Below are 20,857 nucleotides of genomic sequence, written 5' to 3'. Positions count from 1 at the left end.
TAGGTTAGGCTGACCTAAATAAATCTACAGTAATCAAAGGGGAGGGGATCACGGTGGGTCACGGCTGGCAGGGCGCCGTTCTCAAGCTGATGCGCGGCAAGGACTTCACGTTCACCGTGACGGGCGCCGAGCAGGTCACCGAGGACTACCGGCGGGTGCACTTCACGGACGGCGGCCTCCTCGCCGCCGCCGGCGTCCACCCGACGATGTGGGTCCGCGTCTGGTTCGACAACGGCGGCAAGCCGCACCAGCGCGCCTACACCCTCGTCGACCCGGACGCGGAGGCCGGCACCTTCAGCCTGGAGTTCGCCCTCCACGAGGGCGTCGCGAGCCGCTGGGCCCAGGACTGCGCCCCGGGCGACACCGTGGAGGCCACCCTCCAGGGGACCGGCTTCGAGGCCCCCGACCCGCTGCCGGGCCGGCTCCTCGTGGTCGGCGACGCGGCCTCCCTGCCCGCGATCAACTCGCTGCTCGACGCCTTCCCGGAGCTCCCGGCCACCGTCTGGTTCGAGACCCGGCACGCCTCCGACGAGGGCCTGCCGTTCCGCGTCGACGCCGAGCGGCACGACCTGCGCCGGGTGCCGCGCGAGGAGGGCGGCGCCGGACTCGTCGCCCGCGTGAAGGCCGAGCTGCCCGCGCTCGCCGACTCCTCCTCGTACGTCTGGATCGCCTGCGACACCTCCACCACCCGCACCCTCGGCGGGTACGCGCGCAAGGAGCTCGCGCTGCCCAAGGAGCGCGTCCACGCCCTCGGGTACTGGCGCGACAGCTGAGCGCGCCGGGTTGACGATCCGTTACCCGGAGGCGGAACCGGTCGTTCACACCCCTGCTCGCCCCCCGCTCGCCGTTCCCGCCCGCGCCCGCGGTCGTCCTCGCGTGCGAGACACGCGGGGCGAGCGGGAACGGTTGTGGCGGGAAGAATCGAAAATGAACGCGGAAACCCCCCTTTGGGGTGAACTGGCGCCAGGTGACCGCCGGTTCACTCTCCGTGCGTAAAGATTCCGGTGTCCCAAGTCGCCGGGACCGCGCCGAGCCACCGTCCCCGTGGCGAGCGGCCGGCGACGCCATGTCTCCTGTGGGGGTTCCACCACCTTGAACAGCAATACCTTCCGCATGCCCGTACGCCGTTCCGCGGCCGCCGCGACCGTCGCCGCCCTGGCCGTCGGCCCCGTGCTCCTCGCGGCCCCCGCGGCGCACGCCACGGGCGGCGAAGGACGCGCCACCGCCGTCGTCCTGCGGACCGGCCTCGACGTCTCCCTCCTCGGCAAGACCGTGAACGTGCCGGTCCGCGCCTCCCTCAACGAGGTCGAGGCGCCGGAGAGCGAGAAAGAGACCACGCTCTCCGTGAAGGTGCGGGGGGCCGAGGACGGCGAGCCGGTCGACATCCTCAAGGCCGACGTCGCCACCTCCGAGGCCACGGTGGACGAGGAGAGGGCCGAGGGGCACGTGAACCTCGTCAAGGCGCGCGTGCACGTCCCCGGCCTCCCGCTGCTCTCCCTGATCGAGGTCGAGAAGGTCACCTCCAAGGCGCTGTGCGCGGTGGGCGAGCGGCCGGTCGCCGAGTCCGACGTCCTCGGCCACGTGACCGTCCTCGGCAAGAGGACCACCCTCTCCGCGGGCGGCCGGACCCGGGTCGGCGTGCCGAAGGTCGGCGAGGTCGTCCTGGACCTCTCCCGCACCACCACGACCTCCCGCACCGCCGCGGCGACCGCCCTCGAACTCAGGGTGAAGGTCAACCCGCTGGACCTGGGCGTCGCGAAGGTCGACGGCACGGTGACCCTCGCCGAGGCGACCTGCGAGACGCCCAGGGGCACGAAGCCCACCGAGAAGCCGACGGCGAAGCCCACCGAGCGGCCCTCCGAGCGGCCCCGGCCCTCCGCCGAGCCCGGCGACGACGGCGGCATCAGCACCAACAACGGCGGCAGCACCCCCACCCAGAACCTCGCCGAGACCGGCGGCGGCTCCACCACCCCGTACATCGCGGCCGGGGCGCTCGCCCTCGTCGTGGCGGGCGGCGGCGCGCTCGCGCTGACCCGTTCGCGCGCCCGCTCGCGCGGCTGACGGCCCGAGGGGGAGCGTCGGGGGGCGCGGGGGAAGCAGGACGGCGGGGCCCGGGGAGGGCGGCGGTGACCACATCGCCCTCCCCGGGCCCCGGCCCGTTCCCGGGCACGGACGGCGGAGGCCTCCTCGGCCGCCCCTCAGCCGCCCATCAACAGCGCCTGGTCGAGCGCCTGGAGGAAGCGGTTCGTCGTCGCCCGGTCCCGGACCGCGAGCCGCAGCCAGTTCCGGTCGAGTCCCGGGAACGTGTCGCCCCGGCGGGCCGCGAAGCCCAGCGACCGCAGCCGCTCCCGCACCGCGTCCGCCCCGTCGATCCGGACGAGCACGAAGGGGCCCTCGGCCGCCGGCACCGTCCGCACCTCGTCGAACTCCGCCAGACCGGCCAGCAGGTGCGCCCGCTCCGTCCCGATCCGGTACGCCGCGTGCTCGGCCTCCGCGAGCGCCGCCCGCGCCATGCAGGCCTCCGCCGCCACCAGGGCGGGCGTCGACACCGGCCACAGCGGCTGCGCCCGTTCGAGCTCCGCGATCGTTTCGGGCGCGGCGAGCACGTACCCGATCCGCAGCCCCGCCAGTCCCCAGGTCTTGGTGAGGCTCCGCAGCACCACGAGCCCCGGCACGTCCGTCCGCCCGGCCAGCGACTCCCGCTCGCCCGGCACCGCGTCCATGAAGGCCTCGTCCACCACCAGGGTCCGCCCGGGGCGGGCCAGCGCGGCGACCGAGGCGGCCGGGTGCAGCACGGAGGTCGGGTTGGTGGGGTTCCCGATCACCACCAGGTCCGCGTCCTCCGGGACCGCCGCCGGATCCAGCCGGAAGCCGTCCTCCTCGCGCAGCAGCACCCGGTCCACCTCGTGCCCGGCGTCGCGCAGCGCCGCCTCCGGCTCGGTGAACTGCGGGTGCACCACCACCGGCCGCCGCGCCGGCAGCGCCCGCGCGAGCAGCACGAAGGCCTCCGCCGCACCGGCCGTGAGCAGCACCCGGTCGGCGGGCAGGTCGTGCCGCTCGGCGACCGCGGCCCGCGCGACCCGGCCGTCGGGGTAGGCGGCGAGACCGGTCAGGGAGTCGGCGATGCGTCTGCGCAGCCAGTCCGGAGGCGTGTCCGTCCGGACGTTGACCGCGAGGTCGATGAGTTTCTCGTCCCTGACCTCGGCGTCACCGTGGTGGCGAAGGTCGTGGGCGTCGGTATGCGTGTGCATGTCCATGGCCGCCGTCGTGTGGGGGGTGGGGATGGTGGGGGGTGAGCCAGGCTCGCCAGCGATGTACCCGTGTGACGGGGGCAACAACCGTACGGCCGGGGCGTCTTCGTGCGATCGAACCGGGACGGAAGCGGCGAGAGCGCACGTTACGCGCCGGGTTCTGCGCTTCGGCACGAGCAGCACGGCCCGCGCCCGCGCCACGGGCTCCGCCGCCCCGTCGGCCACGGTCACGTCCGCGCCCGCGGCCGTGCCGACCCTCTCTCCCGCGTCCCCGTCCGCTCCCGTACCTGCCTCCGCGTCCCCGTCCGTCCCCGTACCGGCCCCCGCTCCCGCGCCCCCGTCCGTCCCCGTACCGCCCGGCGTCCCCGCACCCCCGTCCGCCGCCAGCAGCGCCGCCGCCTCCGCCACCGAGGCCGTGCCCGTCGCGGCCAGGGGCAGGGCCGACGGGTGCGGCACGGAGACGGCCGCCAACTCCTCGGCGGCGAACCCCCGCACCGGCACGCCGAGGAGCGCCGCGGCCCCCGCGATCCCCGGCTCCGCCGCCCGCGCGCCGAGCGTGGCGAGGGTCCGGACGGCCGCGCGCGGCAGCCCCGCCTCCCGCAGGACCGCGTCCACGAGGGCCAGCACCTCGTCCGCCGGGACGCCCGACCGGGCGCCCACACCGAGGTGCGCGGACGCCTTCCCATCCGATAGCAAAGCCCCATGGCTGTGGTCGTCGCGCTCGGCGCGTTCCTCATGACGCTCTTCGGAGGATGGGTCGCCGGACGCGTCACCGACCGGCGTCACCTCGTCCTCGGACTCGCCGGCGGGCTCATGCTCGGCGTCGTCGGACTCGACCTCCTGCCCGAGGCCCTGGAGGCCGCCGGGCACGAGGTCTTCGGCGTCCCGGAGGCCCTGCTGCTCTTCGTCGGCGGCTTCCTCCTCGCCCACGCCGTCGAGCGCCTGCTCGCCGTGCGCCGGGCCGCGCACGGCGTCGCGGCCGGCGAGCGGGTCCCCCAGGTCGGCATGACGGCCGCCGCCGCGATGGTCGGCCACAGCCTCATGGACGGCATCGCCCTCGGCGCCGCCTTCCAGGTAGGCGGCGGCATGGGCGCCACCGTCGCCCTCGCCGTCATCACCCACGACTTCGCCGACGGCTTCAACACGTACACGATCACGAGCCTCTACGGGAACGCGCGCCGCAAGGCCCTCGCGATGCTCGTCGCGGACGCCGTCGCCCCGGTCCTCGGCGCCGCCTCCACTCTGCTGTTCACCCTTCCGGAGGAACTTCTCGGCGGTTATCTCGGCTTCTTCGGGGGCGCCCTGCTCTACCTCGCCGCCGCCGAGATCCTGCCCGAGGCCCACCACGACCACCCCGCCCGCTCCACCCTGCTGTGCACGGTGGCGGGCGTCGGCTTCATCTGGCTCGTGGTGGGAGCCTCCGGCGGCTGACCTCACGAAACAGGACCGCCCGAGACCGGACCGCCCGAGACCGGACCGCCCGCGACGGAACCGCTCGAAACCGGACTGCCCGAGACCGGACCGCCCGCGACGGAACCGCTCGAAACGGGACCGCCCGAGACCGGACCGCCCGCGACGGAACCGTCCGCCGCCCGGCCGCCCGCGCTCCAGTCGGCGGCGGCCGCCGCGAACCGCGCCGCCGCCTCGGGCGCGCCCGCCCAGTGCGTGTGCACGTAACTGGCGTGCACCCCTCCCCGCACGAAGCCCTCCACGCGCCGCTCCGGCTGCCGCAGCCCCCACGCGGCCCGCTCCCCGGCGCCCGGCTCGATCACGGTGCGGTGGAACTCGTGCCCCCGCATCCGCGCCCCGGCCGGCGCGAGGACGCTGTCGCCGACGGCCACCGCGTCCCGGTACCCCAGCGTCAGCCGCTCCGACATGCGCGCGTCGGCGTCGAGCACCCCGCACATGGGCGTGCCGTCGAGCGACCGCGCCAGGTAGAGCAGCCCGGCGCACTCGGCCGCGACCGGCGCGCCCGAGGCGGCGAGGTCCGCCACGGCCTTCCGCAGCGGCTCGTTGGCGGACAGCTCGCCCCCGTACATCTCGGGGAAGCCGCCGCCGATCACGAGCCCGGAGGTCCCCTCGGGCAGGGCCTCGTCCCGCAGCGGGTCGAAGGTGACGACCTCCGCCCCGGCGGCGGTCAGCAGCTCGGTGTGCTCGGCGTACGAGAAGGTGAACGCGGCCCCGCCGGCCACCGCGATCCGGGGCCGGCCCGCGACCGCGCGCCCCACGACCGCCGGCGACCACGCCTCCGCGGACAGCTCCGGAGCCGACCGCGCGAGCGCGAGCAGCGCCTCCATGTCGCATCCGGCCAGGACCTGTTCGGCCTGCGCCGCCACCGCCTCCACGGCGGCGGCCTGCCGCTCGGCCACCGGCACGAGCCCCAGGTGCCGCGACGGCGTCGCCACGGCGGGCGCCCGCCGCAGCACCCCGAGGACCGGCACCCCGGACTCCCCGAGCGCCTCCCGCAGCAGGTGCTCGTGCCGGTCGGTCGCGACCTTGTTGAGGATCACGCCCCCGATCCGCACCTCCGGGTCCCAGGACGCGAACCCGTGCACGAGCGCCGCCACCGAACGCGACTGCGACGACGCGTCCACGACCAGCACCACGGGCGCCTTCAGGAGCTTCGACACCTGCGCGGTGGACGCCAGCTCGCCCTGGTCGGCGGCGCCGTCGTACAGCCCCATGACCCCCTCGACCACGGCCAGGTCGCAGCCGCGCGACCCGTGCAGGAAGAGCGGCGCCACCAGGCCCGTGCCGCACATGTACGCGTCGAGGTTGCGCCCCGGGCGGCCCGTCGCGAGCGCGTGGTAGCCGGGGTCGATGTAGTCGGGGCCGACCTTGTGCGGGGAGACGGCCAGGCCGCGGCCCGCGAACGCGGCCATCAGGCCGGTCGCGACCGTGGTCTTGCCCGCGCCCGAGGAGGGCGCGGCGATGACGAGACGTGCTACCACTCGATGCCCCGCTGGCCCTTCTGACCGGCGTCCATCGGGTGCTTGACCTTGGACATGTCGGTGACGAGGTCCGCGAAGTCCACCAGCTCCGGGGGCGCGTTGCGGCCGGTGATGACGACGTGCTGCTGACCGGGACGGTCGCGCAGCACCTCCACGACCTCGTTCACGTCGATCCAGCCCCAGTGGAGCAGGTAGGCGAACTCGTCGAGGACGTAGAACTTGTACCTCTCCTCCGCGAGGTCCCGCTTGACCTGCTCCCAGCCCTCGCGGGCCTTGTCCTCGTGCGACTGCTCGCCCTCGGCGACCTCGCGCTGGATCCAGGACCAGCCCTCGCCCATCTTGTTCCAGGTGACCGTGCCGCCCTTGCCGGTCTCGCCGAGCGCCTTGAGGGCGTTCTCCTCGCCGACCTTCCACTTGGCGGACTTCACGAACTGGAACACCCCGATCGGCCAGCCCTGGTTCCAGGCGCGCAGCGCCATGCCGAAGGCGGCGGTCGACTTCCCCTTGCCGACGCCCGTGTGCACCATCACCAGCGCGCGGTTGCGGCGCTGACGGGTGGTCAGACCGTCGTCGGGAACGACGGTCGGCTGTCCCTGCGGCATTAAGCGGCCCTCCTGGCTGTCTGTGCTGCGTGTCCGGTCTGTCCTGCCTGTACGTCCCTGACGAGCCCGGCGATCGAGTCGGCGCGCAGCTCGTCCAGCGTCACCGCCGTGCCCCCGAGTTCGCGCGCGAGCTGCCCGGCCAGGCCGAGCCGCACCGGCCCCGTCTCGCAGTCCACGACGACCGACGCCGTGCCCTCGGCGGCGTGCAGCCGCGCCGCGCGGGCGGCGAGCGCCACCGGGTCGCCGGCCGCCCGCCCCCCGGTCGCCCGCCCGTCCGTCACGACGACGAGCAGGGGGCGGCGCGAGGGGTCCCGCAGCCGCTCGACCCGCAGCACGTCGTGGGCCTTGAGCAGCCCGGCCGACAGGGGCGTGCGCCCGCCCGTCGGAAGCTGTTCGAGCCGTGCGGCGGCCGCGTCCACGGACGAGGTCGGCGGCAGCGCCACCTCGGCGTCCCGGCCCCGGAAGGTGACCAGGCCGACCTTGTCGCGCCGCTGGTAGGCGTCGAGGAGCAGCGAGAGCACCGCGCCCTTGACCGCGCTCATCCGCTGCCGGGCGGCCATCGAGCCCGAGGCGTCGACCGCGAAGAGCACGAGGTTGCCCTCGCGGCCCTCCCGGGTCGCCTGCCGCAGGTCGTCGCGCCGGACCACGAGCCCCGGTCCGGTCCGCCCGCGCGCCCTCTGGTGCGGGGCGGCGGCCTGCACGGTCGCCGCCAGGTGCAGCTTGGTCAGCGTGCCCCGGGGCCGGGTGGAGCCGGTCGTACGGCCGTGCTCGGTGCGGGCCCGGGAGCGGCGCCCGGCCGCGCCCTCGCCGAGACCGGGCACGCTGAGCACCTTCGTACGGAAGGGCTCGGCGGCCTTGACGGCGGCCCGCTCGCCGGAACCGGCCCCGGCCTTCCGTGGAGCGGGAGCCGGCTCGGGCTCGGGCGCTTCCTCCGGCGCCGGTACGTCCTCGGGCGCGGGCCCGTCGCCCTGCGGCGGGATCCCGCCGCCGTCCGGACCGGCCCCGCCGTCGCCCGGCCCTCCGTCCCCCGGACCGCCGTCGCCCGGGCCGTCCGGCTCCGGGTCGGGGTCCTCGTCCGGGCCGGACTCCGGCTCCTCGCCCTTGAACCGCTCCAGGGTCTCGTCGAGCTTGTCCTCGTCGAGTCCGGGCGCGTCGAAGGGCGAGCGCCGGCGGCGGTGGGGGAGGGCCAGGAGCGCGGCCTGCCGCACGTCCTCGGAGGTCACCCCGGTCCGTCCGGCCCAGGCGGCGAGCGCGGTGGCGGTGCGGGCCATGACGATGTCGGCCCGCATGCCGTCCACCTCGAACGCGGCGCAGGTCGCGGCGATCTGGAGCAGCACGGCGTCCCCGAGGACCACCTGCGGAAGGAGGGCGCGCGCGGCGGCGATCCGTCCGCGCAGCGCGCTCTCCTCGCCGGTCCAGCGCGCGGCGAACGCGGCCGGGTCGTCCTCGAAGGCGAGCCGCCGCCGCACGACCTCCACCCGCTGCTCGGGCTCGCGGGAGGCGGCGACCTCCACGGTGAGCCCGAACCGGTCGAGGAGCTGCGGCCGCAGCTCGCCCTCCTCGGGGTTCATGGTCCCGACGAGCAGGAACCGCGCGGCGTGCCGCACGGAGACGCCCTCGCGCTCCACGTAGGAGGAGCCCATGGCGGCGGCGTCGAGGAGGTGGTCGATCAGATGGTCGCTCAGGAGGTTGACCTCGTCGACGTAGAGGATGCCCCGGTGGGCGTCGGCGAGCAGGCCCGGCTCGAAGGCCTTCACGCCCTCCGCGAGCGCCTTCTCGATGTCGAGCGAGCCGACGAGCCGGTCCTCGGAGGCGCCGACGGGCAGTTCGACCATCCGCGCGGGCCGCTCGGCCCCCGGACCCGCCTCGTGCGGCCCGTCCGGGCAGCCCGGGTCGGGCGAGGCCGGGTCGCAGCTGAACCGGCAGCCCGCGACCACCGGCACGGCCGGCAGCAGCTCGGCGAGCGCGCGCACGGCGGTGGACTTGGCGGTGCCCTTCTCGCCCCGGACGAGCACACCGCCCACGGCCGGGCTGACGGCGTTCAGGAGCAGCGCGAGCCGCAGGTCGTCCATGCCGACGACGGCGGTGAACGGGTACCGGGTGCTCATCGGGTGGTCTCTCCTTCGAATCGCTGGTGTTCGGACGACGGCGCGCGGCCGTCGGCGGCGGGCCCGTTCACGGCGCCCCGGGCGGCACGAACGGCAGCCCCGCCGGGGCGCCCTCCTCGATCAGCCGCAGCAGCGCGTCCGTGTCCGCGTGCTCCTCGATCAGGTCGCCGAGCCGGTCGAGCTGCTCCTCGCGCAGGGCGCCGAACGACGTGTCCGGGGCCGGGACGAACCGGCGTCCGGCCGCCGCCGCGACCTCCCGCAGGAACGCCCGCCGGAAGCCGTCGCTCTCCAGCGAGCCGTGCCAGTGGGTGCCCCACACGGAGCCGACCCGGCACCCGTCCAGGAAGGGCTCCCCCCCTCGTACGTCCGCGACGCCGTGGTGGATCTCGTACCCCTCGACCCGCTCGCCGAGCGCCTCGCCGACCGGCCGGGCCAGGATCTTCCCGACCCCGAACCGCACCCGTACGGGAAGGAGTCCGAGCCCGTCGACCACACCGGCCTTCGACTCGACCTCGTCCTCGATCCGCTCGCCCAGGGCCTGGAAGCCGCCGCAGATGCCGAGCACCGGGCGGCCCTCGGCCACGCGTCGGGCCAGGGCGTCCGCGAGGCCGCGCTCCCGCAGCCAGGCGAGCGCCTTCACCGTGCCGCGCGTGCCCGGCACGACCACCAGGTCCGCGTCGACCAGCTCCTCGGGCCGGTCCACGAACCGGACGACCACGCCCGGCTCGGCCGCCAGCGCGTCCACGTCCGTGAAGTTGGACATCAGGGGGACGGCGCAGACGGCGACCCGCAGCACGTCCGCGCCGAGCGGCGGCGCCACGACCGACTCCCGGACGGTGCCCCGCAGGGAGACCCGCAGGCCGTCCTCCTCGTCGATGCCGAGCCCGTGCGCGTACGGCAGGACGCCGAAGGTCCGGCGCCCCGTCAGGCCGTACAGCATGTCGAGCCCGGGTTCGAGCAGGCCCACGTCGCCCCGGAACTTGTTCACCAGGTACCCGGCGACGAGCGACTGGTCCTCGGGCGACAGCAGCGCCGTCGTGCCGAAGAACTGGGCGAAGACCCCGCCCCGGTCGATGTCCCCGACCACCACCACGGGCAGCTTCGCGGCCCGCGCCACGCCCATGTTCACGATGTCGGTGCGCCGCAGGTTGATCTCGGCCGGGCTGCCCGCGCCCTCGCAGATCACCGCGTCGTGCGTGCTCCGCAGCTCCTCCAGGCACGCCATGACCGGCTCGAACAGCTCCTTCCGCCGGCCCCCGTGCAGCGCCTTCCCGGGGGACGACCCCCCGGACCCCCCGAAGAACCCCTTGGCGCTCATCTCGCCCACCGGCTTGCCCATCAGGACGACCTGGCTGGAGCGGTCGCCGCCCGGCTTGAGCAGCACCGGGTTCATCAGCGCGGTCGGCTCGACCCGGGCGGCCTGCGCCTGCATGGCCTGGGCCCGGCCTATCTCGGCGCCCCCGCGCGTGACGAAGGAGTTGAGGGACATGTTCTGCCCCTTGAACGGCGCCACCCTCAGGCCCTTGCGGACCAGCCACCGGCAGATCCCGGCCGTCACGACGCTCTTGCCCGCGTCGGACGTGGTCCCGGCGACCAGCAGGCCCCCGCCCCTCCCGCCCCTCATGCGCTCCTCCGCTTCCCGCGCTTCACCGCGCCGGCGATCAGACGGCCGCCCACGCAGGCGGCCAGGGTCAGTGCGGTCACCCGGCGCGAGAGCGCCACCGCCCGTTCGATGTCCGCCACCTCGACGGCCCGCCCCTCCCCGTTCAGGACCGGCCGGTGCTCGACGCGCCCGCCGTACGAGAGGGTGCCCCCGAGCCGTACGCCCAACGCGCCCGCGAAGGAGGCCTCGACCGGGCCCGCGTTGGGGCTCGGGTGCTTCGGCGCGTCCGCCCGCCAGGCCCGCACGGCTCCGCGCGGGTTCCCGCCGGCGGCGGTGGCGAGCACGGCCGTCAGGCGCGCGCCCGGCCAGCCGGCCAGGTCGTCGAGGCGGGCCGAGGCCCAGCCGAAGCGGCGGTACCGGGCGGACCTGTGGCCGACCATCGCGTCCAGGGTGTTGACCGCCCGGAAGCCGACCAGCCCCGGCACGCCCGCGACCGCGCCCCAGAACAGGGCGCCGACCACGGCGTCCGAGGTGTTCTCGGCGACCGACTCGACGACCGCGCGGGCCATCGCGGGACCGTCCAGGGACTGCGGGTCGCGCCCGCACAGGTGGGGCAGCCGTTCGCGGGCCACCTCCAGGTCCCCGGCGGCCAGCGCCCCGCCGATCGCGCGGGCCTCCCGGCCCAGGGTCGTCCCGCCGACGACGGCCCACACGGAGGCGGCGGTCAGCGCGGCGGCGGCGGCCGGCCGGTCCCGCACGGCCCGGGCGGCGAGGGCGCCGAGGGCGGCGGTGGAACCGGCGCAGACGGCGGTGTGCAGGGCGCCCCAGCCGCGGTGGTCGTGGTGGAGGCGCCGCTCGACGGCGGCGGCGGCCCGGCCGAACGCGGCGACGGGGTGGCCCCGGCGGGGGTCGCCGAGGAGCAGGTCGACGGCGAGGCCCGCGGCCGCTCCGTACGCGAAGACACCGGTGGCTCTGCTGCGGCCGGGCATGGCGCTATGTCCTCACTCAGGGTCCGCGCCCTGGATCGACGTGACCGGCGGCGAGAGTTCCTGACTCCCGGACCCTCGGATCCGGTCACAGTGGCGGGACCGCGCCGGATTCGCACCGGACTTCCTCTGCTGCCGCCGTAATGGCCTCGGCAGTCCACCACGCCCCGAGAACGGGCGTCAACCCAGCCTTGACCTGCGGCGGCGCACTGTGCGGAGCACCACAGGAAAGGGGCCGGGGGGGGGGGGCCCCCCCCGGGGGGCGGCCCCCCCCCCGGGGGGGGGGGCCCCCCCCCCCCCACCCCCCACCACCGGACCCCCCCCCCCCCCCCCCCCCCTCGGGCAGACCCCTTGGACCCGCGAGGCCCGGCCCGCCCCCCCCCCCGCCGCCCCCCGCCCCCCGCCCCCCCCCCCCCCCCGCCCGGGGGGCCGGCCCCCCCCCCCCCCCCCCCCCCCCCCCCCCCGGCCGGTGGAGCGGGGACCGTCAGACGACGATCAGGTAGATGCCGTACGCCACGGCGGCCAGGCACAGCCCGAAGCAGGCGTAGGCGCCGGTGCGGGCCAGGGCGGCGGAGCCTCCCCGGGCCGCGGCCCCCTCCTGCTTGGTGAGGCCGACGATGCCGAGGCTGAAGAGGCCCACCAGGGCGACGGTGGCCACGAGGCTGACGCCGAAGACGGAGCCGAGGGCTGCCCAGTCGATCTTCATGTGGTTCTTTCCTTAGACCTTCGCGGCCGGGGCCGGGGGAGCGGTCGGGTCGGTGGGGGCCGGGGCGAGGATGGTCGCCTTGAGGTCCTCGTCGGTGACGGCGGCCACGGAGCCGGCCGGCGGCGGGGTGACGGCCGCGATGGCGGTGGTCACCACGCCCGCGGGCTCGGCGCCGGGGGCGTCGAGGTCGTCGGCCGTGACGTTGTGGTGGTCGACCGGCTTGCGGCGGGAGAGCGCCCAGATGACGGCCGAGCCGGTCACGAGGAGGACCGCGACGGCGGCGATGCCCCAGGGGCCCTGCTTGGTGAGGAACTCGGCGCCGGCGCCGACCAGGCCCGCGGCGGGCAGGGTCAGGCCCCAGGCGACGAACATCCGGGTCGCGGTCGACCAGCGGACGACGCCGCCCTTGCGGCCGAGGCCGGCGCCCATCACGGCACCCGAGCAGGACTGGGTGGTGGAGAGGGAGAAGCCGAGGTGCGAGGAGGCCAGGATGACCGTCGCGGCACTGGTCTGGGCGGCGAAGCCCTGCTGCGGCTGGAGGTCGGTGAGGCCCTTGCCCATGGTGCGGATGATGCGCCAGCCGCCCAGGTAGGTGCCGAGCGCGATGGCGACGCCGGCCGAGACGACGACCCAGAGGGGCGGGTTCGAGCCGGGGGCGACGACGCCCTGGGTGACCAGGGCGAGGGTGATGATGCCCATCGTCTTCTGGGCGTCGTTGGTGCCGTGGGCGAGGGAGACGAGACCGGCGGAGGCGATCTGACCGGCCCGGTAGCCCTTGGCCGTGGCCTTCGCCCCGGGGTCGGCCTTGATCCTGTACGTCAGCTTGGTCGCGAACATCGCGGCGAGGCCCGCGACGAGCGGCGCGGCGACGGCCGGGATGAGGACCTTGGTGACGATGGTGGAGCCGTTCACGGCCGACCAGCCGGCCGACATGACCGCGGCGCCGATGAGGCCGCCGAAGAGCGCGTGGGAGGAGCTGGACGGGAGTCCGAGCAGCCAGGTCAGCAGGTTCCACAGGATGGCGCCGACCAGCGCGGCGAAGATCACCTCCGTGCGGATGCCCTCTTCGTTGATGATCCCGCCGGAGATCGTCTTGGCGACCTCCACGGACAGGAACGCGCCGACGAGGTTGAGCACGGCGGACATGGCCACCGCCGTCTTGGGCTTGAGCGCACCGGTCGAGATGGTCGTGGCCATCGCGTTGGCGGTGTCGTGGAAACCGTTCGTGAAATCGAACACGAGAGCTGTCACGACCACAATGGCGAGCAGCAGCGTGATGTGTTCCATTTACCCAGGCAATCGTTCGACGTCAGTGGCTGGTCGAACGTAAGCAACCTGGGTGAACGGAAGATGAACTGGGTCGGGCGGCGTGGTGTCCCTAACCGGTGTCAAGAGATTCCGCTTGGCCCTCCGGAGGGGTCCGCGGGAGGTGCCGTCCACGATGCGGTCACCCCGTGACCCCGGGTAATCCGGGCCCGCGCAGGGCCTCGGCGGCTCGCCCCGGTTCCTCCCCCGCCGCCCCGTTCCGTTCCCCGGACCGGACCACCCGACCGGGGGACCCCGCCGAGGAGAGCCGCGTCACTCTCCCGGGGCGGGTCCCCGGGCCCCGGAACACACCCCTCCGGACCTTCCGGTGGCACCCCGGTCCCGTCCTGCGGACACTGGGGGCGTGCGCCCGGCTACAGCGACGGCAGCGGCCGTCACCACCCTGTTCGGTGCCGGCGCGGCCGCGGTCGCGGCCGGCCGGTACGCCAGCGACCTCGCCCTCAAGGCGTCGTCCGTACGCCCCCTGCCCGGCGATCCGAGACTGACCGTGCACGCCACGGGCCCCGACCGGATCACCCTCACCCGCAGCCTCGCCTCGCTGCGCCCCGGCACGTACGGCATGGAGGGCCACGGACTGCACGCCGTCCTCGGCCCCGTCCTCGACCGGGCCCCGCACACCGCCGACACCGTCGTCCGGCGCCTGGAACGGGTCGAGCTCGGCGCCCCCGGGCCCGGCGCCCGCGTCCGGCTCACTCCCGGGCTCCACCGGGGCACGCCCGCGAGCGCCCTCGGGCTCGACCACGAGGACGTGGAGATCCCCGGCGAGCTCGGCCCCCTGCCCGCCTGGCTCGTGCCCGCGCCGCGCACCACCTGGGTGATCGCCCTGCACGGCCTCGGCACCACCCGCGAGCACCCGCTCAACGTCGTCCCCTTCTACCACCGGCACCGGATCCCGGTCCTCGTCCCCGCCTACCGGGGCGACGAGGGCGCGCCGCCCTCCCCGGACGGCCTCGCCCACCTCGGCGACTCCGAGTGGCGCGACGTCGACGCCGCCCTCCGCTACGCCGTCCGCCGCGGCGCCCGGAAGGTCGTCCTGCACGGCTGGGGCCCCGGGGCGTCGATGGCCCTGCGCGCCGCCGCCGCGTCGGGGGTGCGCGACCGGATCGGCGGCCTCGTCCTCGACTCCCCGGTCCTGGACTGGGAGGTCACCCTCCGCAACCTGGCGTCGGCCCGGCACGTCCCCGGGCTCCTGATGCCGCTCGCCGTCCGCGCGGCCCGGGGCAGGACCGGCCCGCACGGCGACCTCCTCCAGCTCGCCTCGGCCCCCGGCGCCCTGCGCGCCCCGGTCCTCCTCTTCCACGGCCCCGAGGACGCGATCGCCCCCTGGGAGCCCTCCGCCGAACTCGCCGCCCGCCGCCCCGACCTGGTCAGCCTCCGGACCGTCCGGGACGCCCCGCACGCGGCGATGTGGAACCCGGACCCGGTCCGCTACGAGGAGTCCCTGCGCCGCTTCCTCGTCCCACTGCTCTGAGCCGCCCTGCCCGGGGCCACCCCCACCACCGGCCCGGGACTTCCCCGGCACCGGCCCGAGGCGTCCCCGCCCGGCGCCGCGACGCGAGGGCTTCCCCGGCGCCGGCCGGGGCTTCCCGGAGCTGTGCACAGGCCTCTCCCGCACCGGCCCGGGGCGCCCCCGCCCGGCGCCGCGGCCCGGGGGCTTCCCCGGCGCCGGCCCATGGCTTCCCCGGCACCCGCCCGGCGCCCTCCCCGCACCGCCCGCAAGCGCTCGGCCGGGGGTCTCCGCACCGACTTCCCGAAGCCTTCGCGAGGCCTCCGTACGGTCTTCGCGGGCCCTTCGCGGAGCCCGTCGCGACGGCGCGCCCGGTTCCGATTGGGCTTTCGGGCCGTCAGCGGGAAGACTGCTCCCGTGACGTCTCGAAAGCCCGATGAACCATTGGCGCGCAACTCCAGACTCCGACTCGTCCGCCCACGGTCGCTGGCCACCGCCCGACGGGCCGTGACGACCCGGCGCACCCGGCCGGCGCCGCGGCCGCCCGAGGGCACTCCGCCCCGCGCGGAACTCGCCCGCCAGGCCCGGCACGTCCTCGCCGACGCCGTGCGGATCGCCCGCTGGGCCGCCGTCGAGGGCGGCGCCCGGACGGCCCCCCGCACCGGCCCCGGCGCCGTCCCTCCGCAGGAACGGGCCGCCGCCGCGCTCGACCTGACGCCCGGCCAGGTCCGGGCCGGCTGGGACCGCGCCCGGCTCGCCGGACTCGTCGAGCTCCACGGCGACACCGCCCGCCCCGGCTGGCGGCTGCACGCCTGGGACCGTGACGACTCCGCCGTGCTCCGCGGCTGGGTCGCCCTCTTCGACGCCTGGTCCCTGGTGCACCCGGCCCCCGAGGGCGTCGCCCCGAGCGCCGTCGCCGAGGTCGTCGAGGCCCTTCCGCAGGTGCTCTCGCTGCTCCAGCTCTCCCAGGGCCCGGTTTCCGTCCCGGCCCTCCTCGACCTCCTCGGCCAGCGGGTCGAGGAGCTCCGCGGGGAGCGCTGCGAGGTCCCCGCGCCCGACCAGGCCCCGGAAGCCGCCGACCGGACCCCGGAACCCTCCGACCGGACCCCGGAAGCCCCGGAGGCGGCCGCCGAGGGCGGCGTCGACGGGCTCCCCGCCCTCCTCGACTGGGCCCTGGAGGGCCTGGCCGCCGTCGGCGCGCTCACCCTGGACTCCGGCGCCGACGAGCGCCACGCCACCCTGACCCCGCTCGGCAACTGGGCCGTGTGGGTCAAGCTGGAGCAGATCTGCGTCGCCGCGCAGAGCCCCGCGGGCAACATCGAGCAGTCCGCCGGGGACATGCTCCGCGGCTGCGCCCGGCTCACCCCCGGCCCGGCCCGCGACGAGTACCGCGCCTGGCTCGCGGCCCGCACCCTCTCCAGCGCCGTGGCCGAACTCCTCGCCGTCGCCCGGGGCGAGGACGCCCTGCTGCGCGGCCTCGCCTTCGAGGCGCTCCGGGTCGTCGGCGCCCCCGCCGAGGCCGAGGTCCGGGCCACCGTCGCCGAGCCCTCGCTCCGCCCGTACGCGCTGCTCTGGCTCGCCGAGTACGAGGGCGCCGACCCGGACGACGCCCAGGAGGTGCTGACCCGGGAGGAGGCCACCTGGCTCTGGGTGGACACCGCCGCGGCCGTCGCCGACCACGGCGAGAGCGCGCTGCTCGTCCGCCACCTCGACTCCGCCGTGCAGGGCACCGTCCCCGCGCTCCTCGACGAGATCAGGGCCGTCGGCCACCCCCGTACCGTCCAGGTCCTGGTCGCCCTGGCCGCCGCCCACCCGGACCCGGCCCTGGCCAAGGCGGTCCGCAGGGCCGCCTTCCAGGTGCACACCGGGGGAGCGTGACGCGCGGCGCCACGGGCGCACGGCCCCCGGCGCCCGGCTACTCCGCCGGGCCGGGGGCGTGCGTCCCGAAGCTCCAGACGTCGCCCTCGGCATCCCGGGCCAGGTGGTCCCGGGCGCCGTGCTCCTGGTCCGCGGGCGGCGCCGGGACCTCCACCCCGTGGACGACCGCGCGCGCGTGGTGCTCGTCCACGTCGTCCACGCGCACGAAGACGCCCGCGGGGCCGGCGCCCGCCATCGCCCGGTCGAACGCGCTCCCGGTGCCCTTGCCGCCGAGCATCACGACGCCGTTCCCGAAGGACGGCTCGGCGTGCGCGACGCGCCCGTCCTCGCCCTCGTACACCCCGGCCGCGGTGAAGCCGAGGCCCTCCGTGAGGAGCTCGATCGCCGCCTTCGCGTCCTCGTACGACAGCGTCGGACGGATGGGGGGCGACCCGGTCACCCCGGTCACGTCCTCTCGGATCGGCCGCGTGTGATCCAGGTCTCAGCCTCGCAGCCGCCACCGACAACTCAGCGGAAGGTGTCGCACCGGGCCATGTCACCGGTCCTGTAGCCCTCGTGGAACCACTGCTGCCGCTGCGCCGCCGAGCCGTGGGTCCAGCTCTCCGGCGTGACCCGGCCCTGGAACTTCTCCTGGATCCGGTCGTCGCCCACCGCGGCCGCCGCGTCCAGGCCGTCCTGGACGTCCTGGTCGGTGAGCTTCGTCAGTAGCGGCCGGCCGGTCTTCTCGTCGGGCGTGGTCGTCGCGTGCCGCGCCCACACGCCCGCGTAGCAGTCGGCCTGGAGCTCGACCCGCACCGCGTTGGAGTCCGCGCCGGTCCGGCCGTCCTGGGCGCGGCCCAGGGTCCCCATCAGGTTCTGGACGTGGTGGCCGTACTCGTGCGCCACCACGTACGCCTGGGCGAAGGGCCCCCCGCTCGCCCCGAACTTGGTGCGCAGCTCCTCGAAGAAGCCCAGGTCCAGATAGACCTGCCGGTCGCCGGGGCAGTAGAACGGCCCCACCGCCGAGGTCGCCGTGCCGCACGCGGTCCCGACCCGCTGGGTGAAGAGCTCGGTGGGGGCGGTGCGATAGGTCCCGCCCCGGCGCCCGTACTCGCTCCGCCAGTAGTCCTGCACGCTGTTGACGACGGCGACGATCCGGCAGTCGTCGCGCGTGTTGGCGTCCGAGCCCTTCTTGCAGACCTGGTCCACCCGCGCCGCCGGGGACGAGGTCGCGGCCGGCTGGTCGCCGCCGTCCGAGAGCCCCAGCTGGTCGGGGCCCACCCCGAAGAACAGCCCCAGGACCAGCGCGACGAGACCGATGATCCCGCCGCCGATGGTCGCCCCGCCGCCCGGGATCCGGCCGCCCCGGGAGTCGTTGACCTCCGAAGTGTCCAGATCGGCGTTGTCGTCGAACTGCACGGTCCACCATCCTCCGCTGTCCGCCGGGCAGTGACCGCCGCCCTGCGCCGAGTATCGGACGCCCGTGTACCCGGCGCTTCTTTTGCGAAGCGCCGGTGGGAGCGGCGGACGGAGGCGGTCCGCCGGGAGCGGCGGGCGGAGGGGAGGCCCGGACGGAGGCTGTCCGCGCCCCGTATGGCCGAAAACCATTTGCAGGGGCCCGTTAGACTGGCCGTATGGCCATTCTCCCCGTGCATTAGCGGCGTCGAAGCCCTCCACCCCGTCCTTCCGCCGTATCCCCACCGCCCTGGAGTCTGTCCGTGATCACCGCTTCCGGCATCGAGCTGCGCGCCGGCGCCCGCGTCCTCATCGAGTCCGCTTCCTTCCGCGTCGCCAAGGGCGACCGCATCGGCCTGGTCGGCCGCAACGGAGCGGGCAAGACCACCCTCACCAAGTGCCTGGCCGGCGAGGGCCAGCCCGCCGGCGGCACCATCGCCCGCTCCGGCGAGGTCGGCTACCTCCCGCAGGACCCGCGCACCGGCGACCTCGACGTCCTGGCCCGCGACCGCATCCTCTCCGCCCGGGGCCTGGACACCCTCCTCAAGAAGATGCGGGCGAACGAGGAGCGCATCGCCACCGGCAGCGGCGCCACCCGCGACAAGGCCCTGCGCCAGTACGAGCGCCAGGAGACCGAGTTCCTCACCAAGGGCGGTTACGCGGCCGAGGCCGAGGCCTCCACCATCGCCGCCGCCCTCGGCCTGCCCGACCGGGTCATGGGCCAGCCGCTGCACACCCTCTCCGGCGGTCAGCGCCGCCGCGTCGAGCTCGCCCGGATCCTCTTCTCGGACGCCGACACGCTCCTCCTCGACGAGCCCACCAACCACCTCGACGCCGACTCGATCATCTGGCTGCGCGACTACCTGAAGACCTACCGCGGCGGCTTCATCGTGATCTCCCACGACGTCGACCTGGTCGAGACCGTGGTCAACAAGGTCTTCTACCTGGACGCCAACCGCTCCGTGATCGACGTCTACAACATGGGCTGGAAGCTCTACCAGCAGCAGCGCGAGGCCGACGAGAAGCGCCGCAAGCGCGAGCGCCAGAACGCCGAGAAGAAGGCCGCCGCGCTCAACTCGCAGGCCGACAAGATGCGCGCCAAGGCCACCAAGACCGTCGCCGCGCAGAACATGGCCAAGCGCGCCGAGCGGCTGCTCTCCGGCCTGGAGGCGGTGCGCGCCTCCGACAAGGTCGCCAAGCTGCGCTTCCCCGAGCCCGCGCCCTGCGGCAGGACCCCGCTGACGGCCGAGGGCCTCTCCAAGTCGTACGGCTCCCTGGAGATCTTCACCGACGTGAGCCTCGCCATCGACAAGGGCTCGCGCGTCGTCATCCTGGGCCTCAACGGCGCCGGCAAGACGACCCTGCTGCGCCTGCTCGGCGGGGTCGAGCAGCCCGACACCGGCGAGGTCACCCCGGGCCACGGCCTGAAGCTCGGCTACTACGCCCAGGAGCACGAGACGCTCGACCCGGACCGGACCGTCCTGGAGAACATGCGCTCGGCCGCGCCCGACCTCGACCTCGTCGACGTGCGCAAGACGCTGGGCTCGTTCCTCTTCTCCGGCGACGACGTCGACAAGCCGGCCGGGGTGCTCTCCGGCGGTGAGAAGACCCGGCTCGCCCTGGCGACCCTGGTCGTCTCCTCGGCGAACGTGCTGCTCCTCGACGAGCCCACCAACAACCTGGACCCGGCCAGCCGCGAGGAGATCCTCGGCGCGCTGCGCACGTACAAGGGCGCCGTCGTCCTCGTCACCCACGACGAGGGGGCCGTGCAGGCGCTCGACCCGGAGCGGATCATCCTGCTCCCGGACGGCGTCGAGGACCTGTGGGGCGCGGACTACGCGGACCTGGTGGCCCTGGCCTGACCCGCCGGGGCCCGCGGACCCCGGCGGAAGCCCCCGGGAACCCCTCCCGGCCCCGAAACGATCACTCGGGGCTGGATCATTCGGCTCATGGGTGATCCTTCATCTGAGTGAGGGCGTCTCGTACCCGTCGGCGCGGTGCCCTGCTGAATCCTTCCGGCGGACCCGCGCCGCACGTCTGTCCGCGACCCCCCGCTGACCTGGTGCTTCCCGTTCCGTCCGGTACGGGGACGCCTTCCCCCAAGACCGGAATCAGACGTTCCGGTCGTGGCGAAGCGGTACTCGTCCACCAACGAAGCGGCACGGACCTTGTCGAATGGGTGGCCAGGACGGACGGGAGGGGTGATCATGAGAAGTCCAGAGCGCACTTCCCATGAGGAGGCACGGGTGGCCGAGACTCTGAAGAAGGGCAGCCGGGTGACCGGCGCCGCGCGCGACAAGCTCGCGGCAGACCTGAAGAAGAAGTACGACTCCGGTGCGAGCATCCGGGCGCTGGCCGAGGAAACCGGCCGCTCCTACGGATTCGTCCACCGGATGCTCAGCGAGTCCGGAGTCACGCTGCGCGGACGCGGCGGGGCGACCCGGGGCAAGAAGGCGGCCTCGGCCTGACACGGGGGCGGCCCGACCGGGCCACCGGGTCTCCCGGTGGCCACCCGGTCGGCCCCACGGCCGACCGGGTGGTTACTGTGCAGTCACTTAGCATTTG

17 protein-coding genes and 1 riboswitch are annotated in these 20,857 nt (G+C 75.3%); of the genes, 7 read left to right on the top strand and 10 right to left on the bottom strand.

The window, feature by feature from the left end:
- Positions 1 to 53: 53 nt before the first annotated feature.
- The gene (locus ACIQKA_RS23575) at positions 54 to 773 is read left to right on the top strand and encodes a siderophore-interacting protein (RefSeq protein ID WP_383148923.1); all 720 of its coding nucleotides are present in this window, start codon (positions 54 to 56) and stop codon (positions 771 to 773) included.
- A 319-nt stretch (positions 774 to 1,092) separates the two neighbouring features.
- Positions 1,093 to 2,061, top strand: a complete 969-nt coding sequence (locus tag ACIQKA_RS23570; RefSeq protein WP_402542319.1) for an SCO1860 family LAETG-anchored protein — start codon at positions 1,093 to 1,095, stop codon at positions 2,059 to 2,061.
- Between the two features lie 137 nt (positions 2,062 to 2,198).
- Here the strand turns inward: ACIQKA_RS23570 and cobC are convergent, their stop codons facing one another.
- Positions 2,199 to 3,947 carry an Rv2231c family pyridoxal phosphate-dependent protein CobC gene (gene cobC, locus ACIQKA_RS23565; RefSeq protein WP_402542317.1) on the bottom strand — a complete coding sequence of 583 codons (1,749 nt, stop codon included), beginning with the start codon at positions 3,945 to 3,947 and terminating at the stop codon, positions 2,199 to 2,201.
- 6 nt (positions 3,948 to 3,953) lie between these two features.
- Between cobC and ACIQKA_RS23560 the strand changes: the two genes are divergently transcribed.
- Positions 3,954 to 4,682 carry a ZIP family metal transporter gene (locus ACIQKA_RS23560; protein ID WP_383148917.1) on the top strand — a complete coding sequence of 243 codons (729 nt, stop codon included), beginning with the start codon at positions 3,954 to 3,956 and terminating at the stop codon, positions 4,680 to 4,682.
- Positions 4,683 to 4,684: 2 nt separating this feature from the next.
- Here ACIQKA_RS23560 and ACIQKA_RS23555 read toward each other — a convergent pair whose 3' ends face one another.
- From ACIQKA_RS23555 to ACIQKA_RS23525, 7 genes are all read right to left on the bottom strand, one after another.
- Entirely contained in the window at positions 4,685 to 6,202 is a 1,518-nt protein-coding gene (locus tag ACIQKA_RS23555; protein ID WP_402542315.1) for a cobyrinate a,c-diamide synthase, read from the bottom strand.
- Positions 6,196 to 6,804, bottom strand: a complete 609-nt coding sequence (gene cobO, locus ACIQKA_RS23550) for a cob(I)yrinic acid a,c-diamide adenosyltransferase (RefSeq protein WP_383148913.1) — start codon at positions 6,802 to 6,804, stop codon at positions 6,196 to 6,198. The genes ACIQKA_RS23555 and cobO overlap by 7 nt, the downstream gene beginning before the upstream one ends.
- Positions 6,804 to 8,912: a putative cobaltochelatase gene (locus ACIQKA_RS23545; protein ID WP_402542313.1), complete on the bottom strand. Its 2,109-nt coding sequence runs from the start codon at positions 8,910 to 8,912 to the stop codon at positions 6,804 to 6,806. Before ACIQKA_RS23545 ends, cobO begins: the two co-directional genes overlap by 1 nt.
- A gap of 67 nt (positions 8,913 to 8,979) precedes the next feature.
- Positions 8,980 to 10,536, bottom strand: coding sequence for a cobyric acid synthase (locus ACIQKA_RS23540; protein ID WP_402542311.1), 1,557 nt, complete (start codon positions 10,534 to 10,536; stop codon positions 8,980 to 8,982).
- Positions 10,533 to 11,504 carry a cobalamin biosynthesis protein gene (locus ACIQKA_RS23535; RefSeq protein WP_383441586.1) on the bottom strand — a complete coding sequence of 324 codons (972 nt, stop codon included), beginning with the start codon at positions 11,502 to 11,504 and terminating at the stop codon, positions 10,533 to 10,535. Before ACIQKA_RS23535 ends, ACIQKA_RS23540 begins: the two co-directional genes overlap by 4 nt.
- 34 nt (positions 11,505 to 11,538) lie before the next feature.
- A riboswitch (cobalamin riboswitch) is annotated at positions 11,539 to 11,670 on the bottom strand.
- 315 nt (positions 11,671 to 11,985) lie between these two features.
- On the bottom strand, positions 11,986 to 12,207 hold the full coding sequence (locus tag ACIQKA_RS23530; RefSeq protein ID WP_402542310.1) for a hypothetical protein: 222 nt from the start codon (positions 12,205 to 12,207) through the stop codon (positions 11,986 to 11,988).
- Positions 12,208 to 12,219: 12 nt separating this feature from the next.
- The gene (locus tag ACIQKA_RS23525; protein ID WP_383148906.1) at positions 12,220 to 13,494 is read right to left on the bottom strand and encodes an anion permease; all 1,275 of its coding nucleotides are present in this window, start codon (positions 13,492 to 13,494) and stop codon (positions 12,220 to 12,222) included.
- Between the two features lie 382 nt (positions 13,495 to 13,876).
- On the opposite strand from ACIQKA_RS23525, the gene ACIQKA_RS23520 reads away from it, so the two are divergent.
- Both ACIQKA_RS23520 and ACIQKA_RS23515 read left to right on the top strand, forming a co-directional pair.
- A complete protein-coding gene (locus ACIQKA_RS23520) occupies positions 13,877 to 15,004 on the top strand; it encodes an alpha/beta hydrolase (RefSeq protein ID WP_390106179.1) in 1,128 nt (375 codons plus the stop codon).
- Positions 15,005 to 15,397: 393 nt separating this feature from the next.
- Positions 15,398 to 16,858: a hypothetical protein gene (locus ACIQKA_RS23515; protein WP_402542309.1), complete on the top strand. Its 1,461-nt coding sequence runs from the start codon at positions 15,398 to 15,400 to the stop codon at positions 16,856 to 16,858.
- A 37-nt stretch (positions 16,859 to 16,895) separates the two neighbouring features.
- On the opposite strand, the gene ACIQKA_RS23510 is transcribed toward ACIQKA_RS23515, so the two are convergent.
- Both ACIQKA_RS23510 and ACIQKA_RS23505 read right to left on the bottom strand, forming a co-directional pair.
- Positions 16,896 to 17,306 carry a VOC family protein gene (locus tag ACIQKA_RS23510; RefSeq protein WP_402542308.1) on the bottom strand — a complete coding sequence of 137 codons (411 nt, stop codon included), beginning with the start codon at positions 17,304 to 17,306 and terminating at the stop codon, positions 16,896 to 16,898.
- 59 nt (positions 17,307 to 17,365) lie between these two features.
- The gene (locus ACIQKA_RS23505; protein ID WP_383432499.1) at positions 17,366 to 18,256 is read right to left on the bottom strand and encodes a neutral zinc metallopeptidase; all 891 of its coding nucleotides are present in this window, start codon (positions 18,254 to 18,256) and stop codon (positions 17,366 to 17,368) included.
- Between the two features lie 299 nt (positions 18,257 to 18,555).
- Here ACIQKA_RS23505 and ACIQKA_RS23500 point away from each other — a divergent pair, with 299 nt between their 5' ends.
- Together ACIQKA_RS23500 and ACIQKA_RS23495 are read left to right on the top strand one after the other, a co-directional pair.
- Entirely contained in the window at positions 18,556 to 20,154 is a 1,599-nt protein-coding gene (locus tag ACIQKA_RS23500; protein ID WP_383148897.1) for an ABC-F family ATP-binding cassette domain-containing protein, read from the top strand.
- A 384-nt stretch (positions 20,155 to 20,538) separates the two neighbouring features.
- Positions 20,539 to 20,760 carry a helix-turn-helix domain-containing protein gene (locus tag ACIQKA_RS23495; protein WP_006123601.1) on the top strand — a complete coding sequence of 74 codons (222 nt, stop codon included), beginning with the start codon at positions 20,539 to 20,541 and terminating at the stop codon, positions 20,758 to 20,760.
- Positions 20,761 to 20,857: the final 97 nt, after the last annotated feature.

Origin of the sequence: Streptomyces sp. NPDC092045, assembly GCF_044756005.1 — a bacterium.
Taxonomy (GTDB): Bacteria; Actinomycetota; Actinomycetes; order Streptomycetales; family Streptomycetaceae; genus Streptomyces.
This window is presented reverse-complemented; position numbering and strand designations above follow the sequence as displayed.

Coding starts and splice junctions, on each gene's coding strand:
- ACIQKA_RS23560 (WP_383148917.1), top strand. CDS start 3,954: ATGGCTGTGGTCGTCGCGCTCGGCGCGTTCCTCATGACGCTCTTCGGA.
- cobO (WP_383148913.1), bottom strand. CDS start 6,804: ATGCCGCAGGGACAGCCGACCGTCGTTCCCGACGACGGTCTGACCACC.
- ACIQKA_RS23545 (WP_402542313.1), bottom strand. CDS start 8,912: ATGAGCACCCGGTACCCGTTCACCGCCGTCGTCGGCATGGACGACCTG.
- ACIQKA_RS23540 (WP_402542311.1), bottom strand. CDS start 10,536: ATGAGGGGCGGGAGGGGCGGGGGCCTGCTGGTCGCCGGGACCACGTCC.
- ACIQKA_RS23535 (WP_383441586.1), bottom strand. CDS start 11,504: ATGCCCGGCCGCAGCAGAGCCACCGGTGTCTTCGCGTACGGAGCGGCC.
- ACIQKA_RS23530 (WP_402542310.1), bottom strand. CDS start 12,207: ATGAAGATCGACTGGGCAGCCCTCGGCTCCGTCTTCGGCGTCAGCCTC.
- ACIQKA_RS23525 (WP_383148906.1), bottom strand. CDS start 13,494: ATGGAACACATCACGCTGCTGCTCGCCATTGTGGTCGTGACAGCTCTC.